This is a genomic window from Carboxydocella sporoproducens DSM 16521, assembly GCF_900167165.1.
Taxonomy (GTDB): Bacteria; Bacillota.
Genome location: NZ_FUXM01000011.1, coordinates 45,989 through 62,288, shown reverse-complemented (window position 1 = coordinate 62,288; position 16,300 = coordinate 45,989). Strand labels below are relative to the sequence as shown.

Genomic DNA, 16,300 nt, shown 5'->3' with positions numbered 1-16,300 from the left:
TCGGAGAAACCGGTAGGCGTCCTAACAGGACGCGGGAGGCGGAGTTATACTCTCACCGGGAGGTCAGCATAAACCGGTGCAGTACTCCCGTCCGGGTGGAACTCCCGGGCCGAGGTCCCCTGTCGCCCTGCCCTGCGGGGCCAAATCAAGTATTCGGAAGGAGGCGAAAGCCTGGTCTGGGGGCCGACTTGACTAAAAATAAAAACAGTCAAGTTTTTTGAACCAGGCCTGAGGAATGGAAGAAAGACTGCTCTCACCTCAAATGGGGGAAGAGGCTGAATGGGATTTAAGTCTAAGGCCCCGCCGCCTGAAGGAATATATCGGCCAAACCAGGGTCAAGGAACACTTGCAAATTTTCATCGAAGCAGCCAGAGCCCGAAGGGAAGCTCTGGACCATGTGTTGCTTTATGGCCCTCCCGGCCTGGGTAAAACCACCCTGGCTACGGTGATTGCCAATGAAATGGGAGTGAATTTGCGCATTACTTCCGGGCCTGCCATTAAGCGTCCTGGAGATCTGGCGGCTTTGCTCACCAATTTGCAGGCCCGGGATATTCTGTTTATCGATGAGATTCATCGTCTCAGCCGCAGTGTGGAGGAAGTGCTTTATGCCGCCATGGAGGATTTTGCTCTGGATATTGTTATCGGCAAGGGTCCCAGTGCCCGTTCCCTGCGCCTGGATTTGCCGCCCTTTACCCTGGTAGGAGCGACCACTCGAGCCGGGGCTTTAAGTGCCCCGTTGCGGGATCGGTTCGGGGTAATCTGCCGCCTGGATTACTATGAACAAGACGAACTGACCGCCATTGTGGTGCGGGCGGCCGGGATTTTGCAAATCCCCATTACCATTGAGGGAGCGCGGGAGATTGCTGGCCGTTGCCGGGGCACCCCCCGCATTGCCAACCGATTGTTGAAACGGGTACGGGACTATGCCCAGGTTAGAGCTCAGGGGAGGATTACCGGGGAGGTAGCGGCCCAGGCCCTGGATTTGCTGGCAGTGGATGAGCTGGGCCTGGACCAGACAGATCGCCGCTTGCTGGAAACCATTATTCTCAAATTTGGGGGCGGTCCGGTAGGGCTGGACACCCTGGCCGCTTCTACCGGGGAAGAGGCCACTACTATCGAAGATGTTTATGAACCTTTCCTGTTACAGCTGGGTTTCATCCAGCGCACCCCCAGGGGTCGCGTGGCCACCCAGCTGGCCTATCGCCATTTGGGAGTGGAGGTATAGGTATGGGTAAATGGCTGATGGGAACAGGTCTGTTTCTGGTGGGAGTGGGCCTGTTAATCTGGTTAATGGAGAAAATTCTGCCTGCTGGCCGTTTGCCAGGGGATATCTATATTCAGAAAGGGAATTTTACCTTTTACTTTCCTCTTGCTACCAGCATTGTGATCAGCATAATTCTTACTCTTTTGTTAAATTTGCTTTTTCGGCGTTAGTACCCCCGTAAAAAGAGGGGATAGAGCGAATCTATTTGATGAGGGGTGAAAGGCATGGGTCGAACCGAACCCCATATGGAGGTCCAGGAATCTCCCCGGCATCTGGAGCTGTTAGCCCAGGCGCAACGAGGAGAGCACGGGGCACGGGAGGAACTCATCCGCCAGTTTAAACCCTTCATTTTGCGAGTGCTTTCGCAAAGAAGCGGACGGTTTGTACAACAGGGCCAGGATGAGGAAATCAGTATCGGCTTAATGGCCTTTGATGAGGCCATTAACAGTTATGACCCCCAGAAGAGCGGTAGCTTTCTTGCCTTTGCTGAAACAGTAATTAAACGGCGGTTAATTGACTATTACCGCAAAGAACAGCGCGGGAATAAGGTAATCCCTCTGTCGGGTCTGGGCCAGGAAGAGGAAGATGGCCTGGTAGTAGCTGAACGCATGACCATGCACCAGGCGATGCTACAGCATCAGCTGGAACAGGAACGCCTGGAACGCCGGGAGGAGATTGTAGCCTATAGCAAGTTGCTGGCCCGCTTTCAGATCAGTTTCCGGGAGCTGCCGGAAATTTGTCCCAAACACGCCGATGCCAGAGCCAATGCCCTGGCTGCTGCTCGGCTGGTGGCAGAGCGGCCGGAACTGCGTCAGCACCTGCTCAATCGGGGCGAATTGCCCTTGAAAGAGTTGACAGAGCTGGTAGAGGTCAGCCGCAAGACTCTGGAACGGCAACGCAAGTACATAATAGCCATCGCCCTCATTTTGATTTATGATTTTTCCTATCTGAAAGAATATGTGCAGTGAGGAAAGTGGTGACCTGCGATGAAAAAGAACAAAGGCGTGGTGCTGGAAATCGAGGGCAAGCAGGCCATTGTCCTCGGCCCCGGTGGCGAATTCCGCACTATTCGCCTGCATAAACCGGTGGAGATTGGTGAGGAAATTGAATTAGGGCCAGAAAAAGTGGCAGTTTTCACCTCCTGGCGACACTGGCTGGGGGCGGTGGCAGCTGTCTTTCTGGTACTGGCTCTTCTGCCCTTCTGGCAGCAGTGGAATCAACCGAACCTGGGCCCTGTAGTTACTTACCTTTCTCTGGACATCAATCCCAGCTTTCAGCTGGGGCTGGATGACCAGAACCGGGTAGTGGAAGAACAAGGATTGAACCAGGAGGCTAAAGAGCTGCTGGCCAGTACGCCCATTCATGGTCTGGCGGCAGCAGAAGCGGTCAATCGCCTGACCAGGGCAGCAGAAGCGGCTGGATATCTGGGTAAAAACGGTTCGCCCCAGATTATCCTGGCGGTGGCTTCCCGTCAGGGCGAGGCTAAGGCAGCCCAGGTTGCAGCTCTTTTAAGGCAGCAGACCAAACAGTTTCTGGAGCGCCAGCAACTGCAGGTGGCTCTGAAGACGGTGGTTACAGTGCCCCAGGCAGTACAGATTGCTGCCGGCCAGGGATTGTCCTTAGGTAAGCTGGTCCAGAATATTGAGGAAAAGAAAAACCGGCAGGAACAGGAAACGGTAAAACCTGCTACGACTGCTGTGGCTAAAGGCGAGAAGCAGCAAACGGTAAAATCCGAAGCCAGGGTGCAGACAGAGACTAAATCTGTTTCCAGGAACAGCACTAAACAGCAGGGGCAATCTACCAAAGAGCAAAAACCTGCGGTAACGGTAAAACCGGCCACAACTAATTCCGGTAAGCCGCAGACCAGCCAACCTGCACCTGCTAATCCGACCAAGCCGGCAGTCGCCCAGCCGGAGGATCAGGGGATTGTTTTCATTACTGAAATTGACCTTTCTCTAGGGGGAGAAGGGGGAACCGCTACTCCTTCCACTTCAGGAGAGACGCAAACACAGCAGCAGAAGACTGATAATAACTGAAAAAATACCTGTCTCAGGTCTATTATGCGCTTGGGACAGGTATTTTTCTTTTTTACCAGCAGGAACTTTCCCTTTTTCTGTCGAATTTTCTTTTTAAGAGAACGGGGGAGGAGAGAACAATGAAGAAAAAAATCGGGACCCTCATCCTCATCGTATTGATGCTGGGCTATCTGACTGCACCGGCCCCGATTCTGGCAGCGGCTCAGCCGATTATCAAGGTGGCCTTGAAAATTGATGCCAGCAGCTATTCTGACAAAATCTACGGCCCTTATCAAGTGGTGGATAACAAAACCGGGGCGGTAGTGGCTACAGTGAATAATAGTGATGGCGTACAGGTAGATGTCAGCCCGGATAATGGCGGGGACATCTATGTGTTAAATGGTGAGGGAGCGGTTACTACTCTGCCTGCTGATAGCACTGGACTTTATGGGGTAGGAGCTGGAGGCACTGTGCAGGCCTTGCCAAAGGACTACTTCATGGTGGATGCTCAGGCTAAGCCGAGGGCGGCCAAAGGCCTGGCCCTGACAGTAGATGGTACGCCTGCAGGTACCTTCGTGGGGCCCCTGGAGTTTCAGCGCCAGTCGACTCAGTTGAACAATCCGCCTTTAATCGGTTTTAATGGCAAAAGATATCGCGGCAATTTCCGCTTAATCCCCCGCTCAGAAACCGCTTTTAATATCATCAATGTTTTACCGATGGAGGAATATCTCTACGGGGTGGTACCATCGGAAATGCCCACTTCCTGGCATATGGAAGCCCTGAAAGCTCAGGCGGTAGCGGCCCGCACCTATGCCCTGCGGCAGATCAAAGCTAATCCGCTGGCGGAATATAACGTTCTGCCTACTGATGCCAGCCAGGTTTATGGCGGGTATGACAAAGAAAGGGGCAGTAGCAGCAGTGCGGTGGATCAGACCCGGGGTGAGGTACTGGTCTATAATGGCCAGCCTATTGACGCTGTTTTCCATTCCAGCAATGGTGGTGCTACTGAAAACAGCGAGGAGGTATGGTCTTCGACAGTAGCTTACCTGCGGGGTAAAGTCGACCCCTTTGATTATAATGACTGGCATTATCGGAGTGACCCGAAAAATACTGTGACCTATGATAAGGCGGGTTTAATCACTCAACTTAATCTTAAAGGCTATAATTTTGGGGATGTTACTGACTTAATAGTGGACAAACTGACCACTGTAGGCCAGCGTATACAAATTTTGCGCATAACTGGTAAGGACAAAAATGGCAACCCGCTGGAAGTGATCCTCAAAAACGCCGACAGGGTTAGGACCACCTTTGGTTTAAAAGCCCGGGCCAAATCCATGACTCTGGTCAAGGACCCTGTAACCCAGGAGCTGCAATCCGTTACCTTTACCTCAGAAGGCTGGGGTCATGGACTGGGGATGTCCCAGTACGGGGCCAAGGGCCGGGCGGAAAACGGTCAGACCTATAAACAGATTCTGCAATTTTACTATACGGGTGCCCAGCTGGTGGGCGATTATAACCAGTCTCAGTAAGAAGGCAGTTATTCTGCCTTCTTTTTTCATTGATATTTTTCGACTTAATGGATATAATCTACCATGTGTATATTAAAGGGATGAGGGGTTTAAATGCGTGTCAGTGATTTTGATTTTTTTCTACCGGAAGAATTGATTGCCCAGCAGCCAGTGGAACCGCGGGACCATTCGCGTCTTCTGGTGCTTTTTCGCCAGGAGAAGCGCCTGGAACATCGTTACTTTTATCAACTGCCGGAATACTTGCGGGCCGGGGATGTCCTGGTCGTCAATGAAACTCGCGTAATTCCGGCTCGCCTGTTTGGCGAAAAAAAGGGTACTGGTGCTCGAATTGAGGTAGTTTTACTGCACAGAATTGACAAGGATCGCTGGGAAGTATTGCTGAAACCCGGCAAAAGGGCACGACCGGGCACCTGGCTGCAATTTGGTGACGGTTTGCTGGAAGCCGAAGTGGAGGATGTTACTCCGGCAGGGGGCAGAATTCTGCGGTTTGTCTATCGGGGCGTCTGGGAGGAACTGCTGGACCGGCTGGGGGAAATGCCTTTACCTCCCTATATTCGGGAAAAGCTGCCAGACCGGGAGCGCTATCAAACAGTATACGCCCGGGAAGAGGGTTCAGCAGCGGCTCCTACTGCCGGCTTGCATTTTACGCCGCGCCTGCTGGCGGAATTGCAGGAGCGGGGAATAGAAATTGTCAAAGTCCTGCTCCATGTAGGCCTGGGTACTTTCCGTCCGGTAAAGGTGGAGAAGATTGAGGAACATCAGATGCATGCTGAATACTACCGCCTTTCTGCAGAAGCGGCTCAGGTTTTAAACCGGGCCAAAGCCGAAGGGAGGCGGGTAATTGCGGTAGGCACTACCTCCACCCGGGTGCTGGAAACAGCGGCAGTGGCTCCGGGACAGGTCCAGGCCGGGGAAGGCTGGACTGATATTTTTATCTATCCCGGTTATCAGTTTAAGATGATCGATGGCCTGATTACCAATTTCCATTTGCCCAAATCCACCTTATTAATGCTGGTAGCTGCCCTGGTAGGAAGGGAACGGATTCTGGCAGCTTATGAGGAGGCTGTAAGGGAAAGGTATCGCTTTTTCAGTTTTGGGGATGCCATGCTGATCATTTGAGGAGGATTAACATATGCCGGTACGTTATGAACTGATCAAGGAATGCAAGGAGACCAAAGCCCGGGTCGGACGCCTGCACACCCCCCATGGGGTAATTGATACCCCGGTTTTCATGCCGGTAGGCACTCAGGCAACTGTCAAAACCATGACGCCCGAGGAGCTCAAGGAAATTGGGGCCCAGATCATTCTAGCCAACACCTACCATCTCTATCTGCGCCCCGGCCACGAGTTAATTAAAGAAGCCGGGGGATTACACCGGTTTATGCACTGGGACCGCCCGATTCTGACCGACAGCGGGGGTTTTCAGGTTTTCAGTTTAGGACCTTTGCGTAATATAACAGAAGAGGGGGTGACTTTTAAAAGCCATCTGGATGGCAGTAGCCATTTTCTGAGCCCGGAAAAGGTGATGGAAATTGAAATGGCCCTGGGTTCCACCATTGCCATGGCCTTTGATGAATGCGCTCCTTATCCCAGCAGTTATGAATATGCCAGGGCAGCGATGGAGCGCACTACCCGCTGGGCCAAACGCTGTAAAGCCGCTCATCATAAAGAAGATCAGGCCCTGTTTGGGATAGTTCAGGGGGTTACCTATCGGGATTTGCGGGAACAAAGTGCGGCGGAGATTGTGGAAATTGATTTTCCCGGCTATGCCATTGGCGGATTATCGGTAGGAGAGCCTAAACCCTTGATGTATGAGGTGCTGGACTATACAGTACCCCTGTTGCCCAAGGACAAGCCCCGCTATCTGATGGGAGTAGGCTCACCCGATTGCTTACTGGAAGGGGTGGCCCTGGGAGTAGACATGTTTGATTGCGTATTGCCCACCCGAATTGCCAGAAATGGTACTTGCCTGACCAGTCGAGGCAAAGTGGTGATTCGCAATGCCGCCTATGCCCGGGATTTTTCACCCCTGGACCCTGAATGTGATTGCTATACTTGCCGCAATTACAGCCGGGCCTATTTGCGCCACCTCTTTAAGGCAGAAGAGGTTCTGGCCTTGCGGCTGGCCACCATTCATAACCTCTATTTCCTCCTGCGGCTGATGGAGGGAATCCGGCAGGCCATTCTGGAAGACAGGTTTGTGGAATTTAAACGCCAGTTTATGGCTAAATATGAAGGCGACCAGGAGGAATAACCGCAAGTGTAGCGAATTATATTGGACAACATGAAAAAAGGGAGGTAAAGTCATTGAATCAGGCTCAATTGATGAATATTGGTTCCCTGGTGCTGTTTTTTGTGCTTTTCTATTTTCTTTTAATCCGTCCCCAGCAAAAACAGGCCAAACAGAAGAAACAGCTGCTGGAAAGTTTGCAACCAAAGGATAAAGTGGTAACCATTGGTGGTATTTGTGGTACCATTATGCGGGTCAAGGAAAAAACCGTCATGCTGAAAGTGGCGGATAAAGTGGAGATTGAAATTCTCAAAAGCGCCATTGCCTATAAAGAAGGGGAAGAAAAGGAATAAAATGGAGAAACCCGGTTTCACTCGGAGCCGGGTTTTTGTTTTTGGTCTAACAAAAAATTTTAAAAAATTAGCAGGAAAATTCAGTCAAGCGTCTAATAATAAAAACAAGAGATTTTCAAAGAAATATTACGAAATCGGTAGATATTTTCATTAAACGACAAAATTCAAGGGGGATGAGAGAAGTGACTAAATATGACGAAGTGATGAACTGGTTTAAAGGCGGGTTTCGACGTCTGTTGACCTGGTTTCAGCCGGTTACCGGTCCTGGCGGCCAATACTGGACAGCAGAACGCGGGCGTAGACTGGTTTTAAAACACCCCCCTTCCAAGCGGTATTATATTCGGCATTCAAAATCCTGGCTGATCTGGCAGAGCTGGTGTTCAGGTACTGGGCTGTGGTTGAAGAAACTGGGCTTGTGGGAAGCTCTGGACCGGGAGGCTAGCAGAGCCTGGGATCTGTGGCTGGAAAGGAGGAATGGTAGTATTGGTAAGGCTGGAAGAAGTTTTCCAACCTAGACGCGGTGATGTGTTTCAGTTACCGCTAGGGGTTGAACAGACATTACCCCGGGGTTGTCATAGGGTGGTGGTGATTCAAGGGGAAATCGCCAATAAGTTCAGTCCCACCATCACTGTTATTCCTTTAAGTGCTAACAGTCGCCTGAAAAATATACTTTTTTCCGCTCCTATCACCCCTGGTGGTCAAAATGGGCTCAACAAAGAATGTGTTGCTCTTTGCTTGCAGATACGCACCCTCAGTCGACGACATTTTACACCAGCTAATTTTATTGGCAGCCTCAGTGAGGAGGATATGGCCAAAATTGATACTATTCTCGCCTTTACATTAGGGCTGAATCAAAAGGGAAAAACGGAAAAAATGCAAAAAACAGCGGAGTTCGGGGGATAAAAATAATATCCCCCTTTTTTTTCTGGTATTTTCGGGCTTATTGCAGACAGGATTTTCTATTATAATCACGAATAACATAAGGGACAATCACTCACAATGGAGGGGAAGGCTAGTGCTGGAAGTTCGCATAGCGGTGCGCAAGCGGCCCAAATATGCGTCCCGGGAAAGCGGGGATAGTGTGGAAGTTGTCGAACGGGCCAAAGGTGGGCTATCGGTGATCATGGCTGATGGGCAGGGGAGTGGCTGGGCAGCCAAAGGTACCAGCAATCTGGTGGTGACCAAAGCCGTTACCCTCCTGTCCGAAGGAGTACGAGATGGCGCGGTGGCCCGGGCGGTTCATGACTTTTTATATGCGGTTAAACATGGTCGGGTTTCAGCGGAACTGACCTTAATTTCAGCAGATTTGCAAACCCGTTCTTTGCTGGTTTCCCGTAACAGCCATTGTCCGGTAGTGATCAGCGGCCCCGATGGAGGGCGGATTCTGGGCAGGGATGTCGCTCCCATTGGAGTACAGCGGACCATGAAACCGGAAATAACCGAGCTGCCGCTGGTAGCCGGGTTGATTGTACTGGCCTTCACTGATGGGGTGTGGGAGGCAGGCAAGCGTACCGGCCAGGGCTGGGATGGTGAGGATTTTCTTCATTTTTTACGGGGTTATGAGCCTGTTGATGCTTCTTTAATTGCCGAACATTTGCTTACCCAGATGGAAGAACTGGATCAGGGCCGGCCGGCCGATGATATGTCAGTAGTGGTATTGACTGTAGGGGAAGTTCCTGAAAAAGAATGGCGCACCCTGGATTTGTCCTTCCCCGTCCGATAGTGCCAGTAAGGAGGCGATAGGTATGGGAAAAGAGCGGCTGATCGTGGTGGCCGGGCCCTGTGGGGCAGGCAAGTCCACACTGGTACAGGGTCTGAAAGCCCGGGGCTATCATGCCCATACCGTAGCGCAGGAACATTCTATTAGCCCCACTATGTGGCAACTGACCAAGCCGGATGTGCTGATCTATCTTGATGCATCTCTGGCTGTCATAAAACAGCGACGCCAGGTAGCCTGGGGTGAAGAAAGGCTGAAAGAGCAAAAGCACCGGCTGAGACATGCCCGGGAAAACTGTGACCTGTACATAAATACCGATGCTATGACAGAGGAACAGGTTCTGGCAGTAGCATTGAGCTTTTTGGAGGAGGGGCAACAGCGTGACAGTTAAGCTGGAAGATGTAAAAAAACATCCACTTGTCGATGCTTTTATTCGTAAAGGCAATGAGCACCTGGGTGTGCTGGGTTTTACTGAACATGGCTACCGGCATGTCCATCTGGTTTCGGCTATTGCCAGAAATATACTGGAACGTTTGGGATATGAGGAGCGCCTTTGTGAGCTGGCAGCTATCGCCGGCTATATTCATGATATTGGCAATGTAGTCAATCGCCATTACCATGCTGAACTGGCAGCTACTCTGGCTCTGCCCATTTTGCGGGAACTGGGTATGGAACCGGAGGAAATCGCTCTGGTGATTGCCGCTATCGGGAACCATGATGAACAACGAGGAATACCGGTTAATCCGGTGGCAGCGGCTGTTATCCTGGCGGACAAATCCGATGTGCACCGCAGCCGGGTACGCAATCAGGATTTTGCCACTTTTGATATCCATGACCGGGTAAACTATGCGGTAGAACACTCCTTTTTACGAGTAAATGCAGAAAACAAGACGATCAGTCTGGAATTGACCATTGATACTGAAATCTGTCCTGTTCTGGAATATTTCGAGATTTTCCTCACCCGCATGGTTTTATGTCGCCGTGCCGCCGATTTTCTCAAATGCCAGTTTGAGTTGATTATCAATGGGGTGAAATTGCTGTAGAGAATTGACACTTTGTGCCATCAAGGACTATAATGGACAGGGAAACTTAGAATGAGGAGGATTATGAGCTAGCATGCGCAAGAAAAGCCTGATTACACTGGTAGTAACAGTCATGCTGTTAAGTGCGGTCATGGCCGGCAGCTTTGGACTGATTACTAAGTACATCAACCTGGGTTTGGATTTGCAGGGTGGCGTCCATGTGGTGCTACAGGCTAAGGCTACCAAGGAAACTGCTGTGACTCAGGATGCTATTGCCCGGACGATTGAGGTTTTACACCGGCGGGTCAATGAAACCGGGGTCAGGGAACCGGTAATCCAGCCAGAAGGTCGGGACCGGATTATCGTAGAATTGGCCGGTTTAAAGGATCCGGAAGAAGCCATTCGCCTGATCGGTAAAACTGCTGTTTTGCGCTTTAAAACTGCTGACGGGAAAACAGTTTTGACCGGAGAAGACCTGAAAACTGCGCAAACAGGGATTGACCCCTATACTAACCAGCCCGAAATCAGCTTAACCTTTACTTCTGAGGGAGCCAGGAAATTTGCTGAGATTACTACCAAAAATGTGGGCAAGCCCATTGCCATCTATCTGGACGAGCAGTTGCTGACCAATCCGGTCGTAAAGGAGCCCATTACCAATGGGCAGGCCCGCATTACCGGTAATCGTACTGTGGAAGAAGCTGAGAATATTGCCAAACTCCTGCGGGCCGGAGCGCTGCCACTGGATCTGGAATTTGTCGAAAAACGGGTAGTAGGGCCCACTCTGGGGTCGGATTCTCTCAATAAATCCATACTGGCCGGGGAAATTGGCCTGGTGGCTATTCTGGTCTTTATGATTCTGTTCTATCGTCTACCGGGGCTGGTGGCGGATTTTGCCCTGGTGGTCTATGCCTTCCTGGTATTAGGATTGCTGGCAGCTCTCAATGCTACCCTGACTCTGCCGGGTATTGCCGGTTTCCTCCTTTCGCTGGGTATGGCGGTGGATACCAATATTATCATTTATGAACGCATTAAGGAGGAACTGCGGGCGGGCAAAACCGTCCGGACGGCCATTGAGGCCGGATTTAATCGGGCCTTTACCACCGTTCTGGATGCCAATGTTACTACTTTGATTGCTGCTGCTGTCCTCTATTTCCTGGGCACAGCTTCCATTCGCGGGTTTGCGGTCACCCTGGCCCTGGGGATTGTGGCCAGTATGTTTACCGCTATTTCTTTCACCCGCTGGATGTTGCGGCTGATTGCCGATGCCGGAGTTAAGAACAGCAAACTATTCGGGGCTTAGGAGGTGCAGTAGCGTGCGCGTGCATTTTGTCAAAACTCGCCTGGTCTGGTATATCATTTCATTGCTGATTATCGTTCCAGGTCTGGTATCCCTGGTCTGGCAGGGATTGAATCTGGGGATAGATTTTACCGGCGGGACTTTGCTGGAACTGGAATACAAGCAAGTGCCGGCCATTGAACAGGTTAGGGCAGCTCTGAAGGAAAAAGGCCTGGGCAATGCCGGGATTCAGGCTGCCGAAGGGAATCGGATTCTGATTCGGACAGTAGCTTTAGCGGAAAAGGATCGAGATGAGGTGCTAAAGGCTATCAGGGAAAAGACCGGTGACTTTAACCTGCGCCGGGAAGACAAGGTAGGGCCGGTGATCGGTAAGGAATTGCTGCGCAATGCCCTGCTGGCCCTGGGGATTGCGATTGTATTGATGATCATTTATATCAGCTGGCGCTTTGAATTCTGGTCTGGACTCAGTGCCATTGCTGCCCTGCTTCATGATGTGCTGGTGGTAATTGGGGTATTTTCCCTGTTACAGCTGGAAGTGGATAGTGCCTTTGTAGCAGCGATTTTGACTATCATCGGTTACAGTATAAATGATACTATTGTCATTTTTGACCGAATTCGGGAAAATCTTTTGAAACGCCGCAAGGATCAGGAAGTAGAGGATGTAATCAATTCCAGTATTTATCAGACCTTTGGCCGGACCATCAATACCGTTCTGACTGTGGTATTCGTGCTGGTGGCTTTGCTGGTCTTTGGCGGGGAAACCATATACAATTTCGTTCTGGCCATGTTGATTGGGGTTTTAAGTGGGACATACTCCTCCATCTGTACGGCCAGCCCCCTCTGGTTTGATCTGCGCCGCTATGCTAAAAAAGCATAGCTTGCATAAGAGGGTTGAAAGCATGTAAAATAATAGTGAGCCTATATGGCTGCGGGTCTGGTACAGCGGGCACCCGCGGCTTTTATTTTGCAATATCGGAGGGGATATTATGGCCGGTGGAGCCGGATTAGCCAAATTACAGGCTGCCCGACTTTCGGTTTTGTCCAATAGTTTGCTGGTGCTGGCAAAACTGGCAGTTGGACTTTGGATGGGATCGGTAGCCGTTATTTCAGAAGCCATTCACAGTGGTTTGGACCTGGCGGCAGCTGGGATCGCCTACTTTTCCATTAAAAAAGCCAATAAACCCCCGGATGAACAGCATCCCTATGGACATGGCAAGCTGGAAAATGTCTCCGGGACTATTGAAGCGGTCCTGATTTTTGCCGCTGCTCTGTATATAATCTATGAAGCTGTACTCCGGCTGTTCCGGGGGGGTGAGGTGGAAAAGCTGGGGCTGGGAGCGCTGGTTATGGCCTTTTCGGCAGGAGTAAACTGGCTGATATCAGCCCATTTATTCAAGGTGGCGCGGGAGACCGATTCCGTTGCCCTGGCAGCGGATGCCTGGCATCTGCGTACTGATGTTTATACTTCCGCCGGGGTGTTGCTCGGTCTGGGGCTGATGGCTGTAACGGGTTGGGCCTGGCTGGATGCTGTGGTCGCGATTATCGTCGCCCTGCTGATTTTGAAAGCGGCCTGGGATCTGACTAAAGAAGCCTTTGTGGATATTATTGATACGCGCTTACCGGAAGAGGAGGAGCACAAAATCATTGAGATTCTGGAAAAACACCGGGACTATTACCTGGAGTACCACCAGCTGCGCAGCCGCAAAGCTGGCTCAGAGCGGTTTGTGGATTTGCATCTGGTAGTGCCTCAGAGCTGGTCTATTAGCCGGGTGCATGAAATTACCGACCATCTGGAACAGCGGATTCAGGAGGTATTGCCCAATACCCATGCCGTTATCCATGTGGAGCCCTGTACCCACGGCTCTACCCGCTGTTTTGATTGTGATGACTGTGAGCTGGAAGGGAGACAAGATTGAGATAAAGGTGGGGAGAGTGTGCATAAACGCTGGCGTCTTGCCCGGCCCGATCCTGACCGGGCCCGAATTCTGGCTCAGCAGCTGGGGATCTCCCCTTTGCTGGCCGGAATCCTGCTGAACCGGGGCATAACTGATCTAACCTCAGCTCACCTGTTCTTGCGTGGGAGTATTGCCGATCTGGGCAATCCGCTGGAATTACCTGATCTGGAAAAGGCCCTGGAGATTTTGCAACAGGCTTTACAGAGACAGGAGAAAATCACCATTTACGGTGACTATGATGCCGACGGTGTAACAGCAACCGCTTTGCTCTATCTGGCCTTAAAGCCTCTGGCCGGGGAGAGGGTAGACTACTATTTGCCCAACCGGTTTACGGAAGGATATGGGTTGAATCTGGCAGCGGTGGAACAGCTGGCGCAAAAGGGCACCAGGCTGCTGATCACAGTGGACTGCGGGATAGCCTCTTTCCAGGAGGTAGTACGGGCCAGGGAACTGGGAATGAAAGTGATCGTTACCGATCACCATGAATTACAGGGGGAGCTACCGCCAGCAGAAGCGGTGGTCAATCCCAAACGACCGGATAATCATTATCCCTGGCCGGATTTATGCGGTGCGGGGATTGCTTTCAAACTAGCACAGGCCTTGCTGGGGGAAAAGGCTCTGGCCTTGCTGGATTTGGCCGCTATCGGTACTGTAGCTGATCTGGTTCCTTTGCACGGAGAGAATCGGTTGCTGGTAAAAGCCGGTCTGGAACGCATGCGTCACTCGCCCCGGCCGGGGTTGGTGGCTCTCTGCCAGGTGGCAGGGATTGAGCCAGTGGGACTTACAGCTCAACAGCTGGCCTTTCAGATTGGGCCGCGGCTCAATGCAGCCGGGCGCCTTAGTTCGGCGGAGATGGCGGTGCGTTTATTGATAACAGAAAAGGGAAGTGAAGCGCTGGAAATGGCCAGTCTGCTGGACCGGACCAACCGGGAACGGCAGCAGATTGAAAACCAGATTGTCCAGGCTGCCTGCCGCCTGGTAGAAGAGGAGGGTTGCCTGGCCAGGGACAGGGTACTGGTGCTGGCTCAAACGGACTGGCATCATGGAGTACTGGGAATAGCTGCCTCCCGGCTGGTGGAAAGATATTATCGCCCCACACTGTTACTGGGATTAGAGGGAGATGAAGCCAAAGGCTCGGGGCGCAGCATTCCCGGATTTAACCTGTTTTCAGCTTTGAGCCAGTGCCGGGATTTGCTGACAAAATTTGGCGGACACCCGATGGCTGCTGGTCTAAGCCTGAACCGGAATCAGATCCCCCGCTTGCGGGAACAGCTGAATGAACTGGCCAATACCTGGCTAACGGAAATGGACCTGGTGCCTGACTTGCTTGTTGAAGGGGAAGTGGCCTGGGGACAGGTGACGGAGGAGCTGGTACAGGAACTGGCTCAGTTAGAACCCTATGGCTATGGTAACCCTATCCCGGTCCTGGCTTTGCGCAAAGGGCGAGTACTGGAGGTCCGGGCCATCGGGCGAGAAGGCAGTCATCTGCGTTTGTGGTTAGAAGGGCCAGGCGCAAAGCGACAACAGGCAGTAGCCTGGCAACTGGGCCATATGGTAAGGGAAATTGCCGCTGGCAGTGGCTGCCTGGACATTGCTTTTGTGCCTGATATAAATGAATGGAATGGGCAGCGGCTGGTCCAGGCCCAGGTTAAGGATCTGAAAAATAGCTGGCGGGGAGACAACCCCTATCAAAGCTCCCCCTTCTGGCAGCCGGTGCTTCCTTCATTAGGAGGACAGGGGAACTGGCAGGTGAATGACCAGCGTCAGTGTGCCGATCGGCCAGCCTTTCTGGCTAACTTGCCGGAGGGGAGGGGGCCCTGGCTGGTGTATGTTACTGACCCGGCGAAAGGGGAGTTTTTGCAGCAGTTGCTTCGGAATCGCTCCCTGGAAGATATCGGTTTTGTGTCCCGGCCGGACCAGCGATTACAGGGAAAGGATTGGGCTGGTGTACTCTTTTATGATCCGCCTGCTACGCCGGAATTGGCTCTCTGGTTGGCCAGTCTGGTCCCGGGGCGGCCGCTCTGGCTCCTTTATGGCACCAGGGAGCTGGAGGAACTGAGCAGACTGGCAGAGGAACACTGGCCTGACCGGGAACGACTGGCCAATTACTACCGGGAGACGCCGGAATTTTATTCTGATCTGGCTCCTGCACCTGGCTGGCAAATGGCCTGGCGGATTTTTGCCGAACTGGACCTGGTGGAGTTACGGCGCGAGGGCCTGTACTGGCAGCTGCGCAAAAAACCCCTGCCTGCCCGCAAAAAAGATCTGACTGCATCGCCTTTGTATCTTGAGTGTCAACAGCGGCGACAGGAGCTGGATTGCTGGTTGCAAAAACTGAGGTCCTGGCATTATAATGATTTTGAAAACTGGCTGAAGGAGGCACTAAAGTGAATTTTAAAGATAAAATTCGCATCATTCCTGATTTCCCTAAACCGGGTATTCGTTTTAAGGACATTACTACTCTGCTCAGAGATGGACAGGCCCTAAGGGCTGCGGTTCAGGAAATCGCCAACCGTTTCCGGGATGAAAAAATCGATCTGGTAGTAGGCCCGGAGGCCCGCGGCTTTGTTATCGGCACCCCGGTAGCCTATGAACTGGGCTGTGGATTCGTTCCTTTACGTAAACCCGGCAAATTGCCGGCTGAAACTGCGAAAATGGAATACGGGCTGGAATATGGTAAAGATGCCCTGGAAATCCATCTGGATGCCATTCAGCCAGGTCAAAGAATTTTACTGGTTGATGACCTGCTGGCCACCGGTGGTACTACCCGGGCAGCGGTGGAACTGGTGGAAAAACTGGGAGGGCAGGTAGTAGGGCTGGCCTTCCTGATTGAACTTACTTATCTGGAAGGGCGCAAACAACTGGGGGATAAAGAGGTTTTTTCCCTGGTCCAGTACTAAATGCAGAGTAACTGCCAG

General features: G+C 51.9%; 18 protein-coding genes. All 18 read left to right on the top strand.

The window, feature by feature from the left end:
• Positions 1–235 precede the first annotated feature (235 nt).
• The 18 genes from ruvB (at position 236) to B5D20_RS06135 (ending at position 16,282) form a co-directional block, all read left to right on the top strand.
• The gene (gene ruvB / locus B5D20_RS06220; RefSeq protein ID WP_078665365.1) at positions 236–1,225 is read left to right on the top strand and encodes a Holliday junction branch migration DNA helicase RuvB; all 990 of its coding nucleotides are present in this window, start codon (positions 236–238) and stop codon (positions 1,223–1,225) included.
• Positions 1,226–1,227: 2 nt separating this feature from the next.
• Positions 1,228–1,434 carry a DUF2905 domain-containing protein gene (locus B5D20_RS06215; protein ID WP_078665364.1) on the top strand — a complete coding sequence of 69 codons (207 nt, stop codon included), beginning with the start codon at positions 1,228–1,230 and terminating at the stop codon, positions 1,432–1,434.
• Between the two features lie 54 nt (positions 1,435–1,488).
• Positions 1,489–2,232 (top strand): RNA polymerase sigma factor SigI, encoded by a 744-nt coding sequence (gene sigI / locus B5D20_RS06210; RefSeq protein WP_078665363.1) that lies wholly within the window; start codon positions 1,489–1,491, stop codon positions 2,230–2,232.
• 18 nt (positions 2,233–2,250) lie between these two features.
• A complete protein-coding gene (locus B5D20_RS06205; RefSeq protein ID WP_078665362.1) occupies positions 2,251–3,300 on the top strand; it encodes an anti-sigma factor domain-containing protein in 1,050 nt (349 codons plus the stop codon).
• A gap of 119 nt (positions 3,301–3,419) precedes the next feature.
• Complete coding sequence (locus tag B5D20_RS06200; RefSeq protein ID WP_078665361.1) at positions 3,420–4,808, top strand: SpoIID/LytB domain-containing protein; 1,389 nt, start codon at positions 3,420–3,422, stop codon at positions 4,806–4,808.
• Positions 4,809–4,901: 93 nt separating this feature from the next.
• Complete coding sequence (gene queA, locus B5D20_RS06195) at positions 4,902–5,927, top strand: tRNA preQ1(34) S-adenosylmethionine ribosyltransferase-isomerase QueA (protein WP_078665360.1); 1,026 nt, start codon at positions 4,902–4,904, stop codon at positions 5,925–5,927.
• A 13-nt stretch (positions 5,928–5,940) separates the two neighbouring features.
• The gene (tgt, locus tag B5D20_RS06190; RefSeq protein ID WP_078665359.1) at positions 5,941–7,062 is read left to right on the top strand and encodes a tRNA guanosine(34) transglycosylase Tgt; all 1,122 of its coding nucleotides are present in this window, start codon (positions 5,941–5,943) and stop codon (positions 7,060–7,062) included.
• 53 nt (positions 7,063–7,115) lie between these two features.
• Positions 7,116–7,391 carry a preprotein translocase subunit YajC gene (gene yajC / locus B5D20_RS06185; protein WP_242946678.1) on the top strand — a complete coding sequence of 92 codons (276 nt, stop codon included), beginning with the start codon at positions 7,116–7,118 and terminating at the stop codon, positions 7,389–7,391.
• A 182-nt stretch (positions 7,392–7,573) separates the two neighbouring features.
• Entirely contained in the window at positions 7,574–7,906 is a 333-nt protein-coding gene (locus tag B5D20_RS06180; RefSeq protein ID WP_078665358.1) for a hypothetical protein, read from the top strand.
• Entirely contained in the window at positions 7,866–8,294 is a 429-nt protein-coding gene (locus tag B5D20_RS06175; protein WP_078665357.1) for a type II toxin-antitoxin system PemK/MazF family toxin, read from the top strand. Before B5D20_RS06180 ends, B5D20_RS06175 begins: the two co-directional genes overlap by 41 nt.
• Positions 8,295–8,406: 112 nt before the next feature.
• The gene (locus tag B5D20_RS06170; protein WP_200803475.1) at positions 8,407–9,114 is read left to right on the top strand and encodes a PP2C family protein-serine/threonine phosphatase; all 708 of its coding nucleotides are present in this window, start codon (positions 8,407–8,409) and stop codon (positions 9,112–9,114) included.
• Between the two features lie 22 nt (positions 9,115–9,136).
• Positions 9,137–9,499: a hypothetical protein gene (locus B5D20_RS06165; protein WP_078665356.1), complete on the top strand. Its 363-nt coding sequence runs from the start codon at positions 9,137–9,139 to the stop codon at positions 9,497–9,499.
• Positions 9,489–10,151, top strand: coding sequence for an HD domain-containing protein (locus B5D20_RS06160; RefSeq protein WP_078665355.1), 663 nt, complete (start codon positions 9,489–9,491; stop codon positions 10,149–10,151). The genes B5D20_RS06165 and B5D20_RS06160 overlap by 11 nt, the downstream gene beginning before the upstream one ends.
• A gap of 73 nt (positions 10,152–10,224) precedes the next feature.
• On the top strand, positions 10,225–11,430 hold the full coding sequence (gene secD / locus B5D20_RS06155; protein ID WP_078665354.1) for a protein translocase subunit SecD: 1,206 nt from the start codon (positions 10,225–10,227) through the stop codon (positions 11,428–11,430).
• Positions 11,431–11,449: 19 nt separating this feature from the next.
• Positions 11,450–12,304: a protein translocase subunit SecF gene (gene secF, locus B5D20_RS06150; protein ID WP_242946679.1), complete on the top strand. Its 855-nt coding sequence runs from the start codon at positions 11,450–11,452 to the stop codon at positions 12,302–12,304.
• A 109-nt stretch (positions 12,305–12,413) separates the two neighbouring features.
• Positions 12,414–13,343 (top strand): cation diffusion facilitator family transporter, encoded by a 930-nt coding sequence (locus tag B5D20_RS06145; RefSeq protein WP_078665352.1) that lies wholly within the window; start codon positions 12,414–12,416, stop codon positions 13,341–13,343.
• Between the two features lie 18 nt (positions 13,344–13,361).
• Positions 13,362–15,773: a single-stranded-DNA-specific exonuclease RecJ gene (gene recJ, locus B5D20_RS06140; RefSeq protein WP_078665351.1), complete on the top strand. Its 2,412-nt coding sequence runs from the start codon at positions 13,362–13,364 to the stop codon at positions 15,771–15,773.
• A complete protein-coding gene (locus B5D20_RS06135; RefSeq protein WP_078665350.1) occupies positions 15,770–16,282 on the top strand; it encodes an adenine phosphoribosyltransferase in 513 nt (170 codons plus the stop codon). The genes recJ and B5D20_RS06135 overlap by 4 nt, the downstream gene beginning before the upstream one ends.
• Positions 16,283–16,300: the final 18 nt, after the last annotated feature.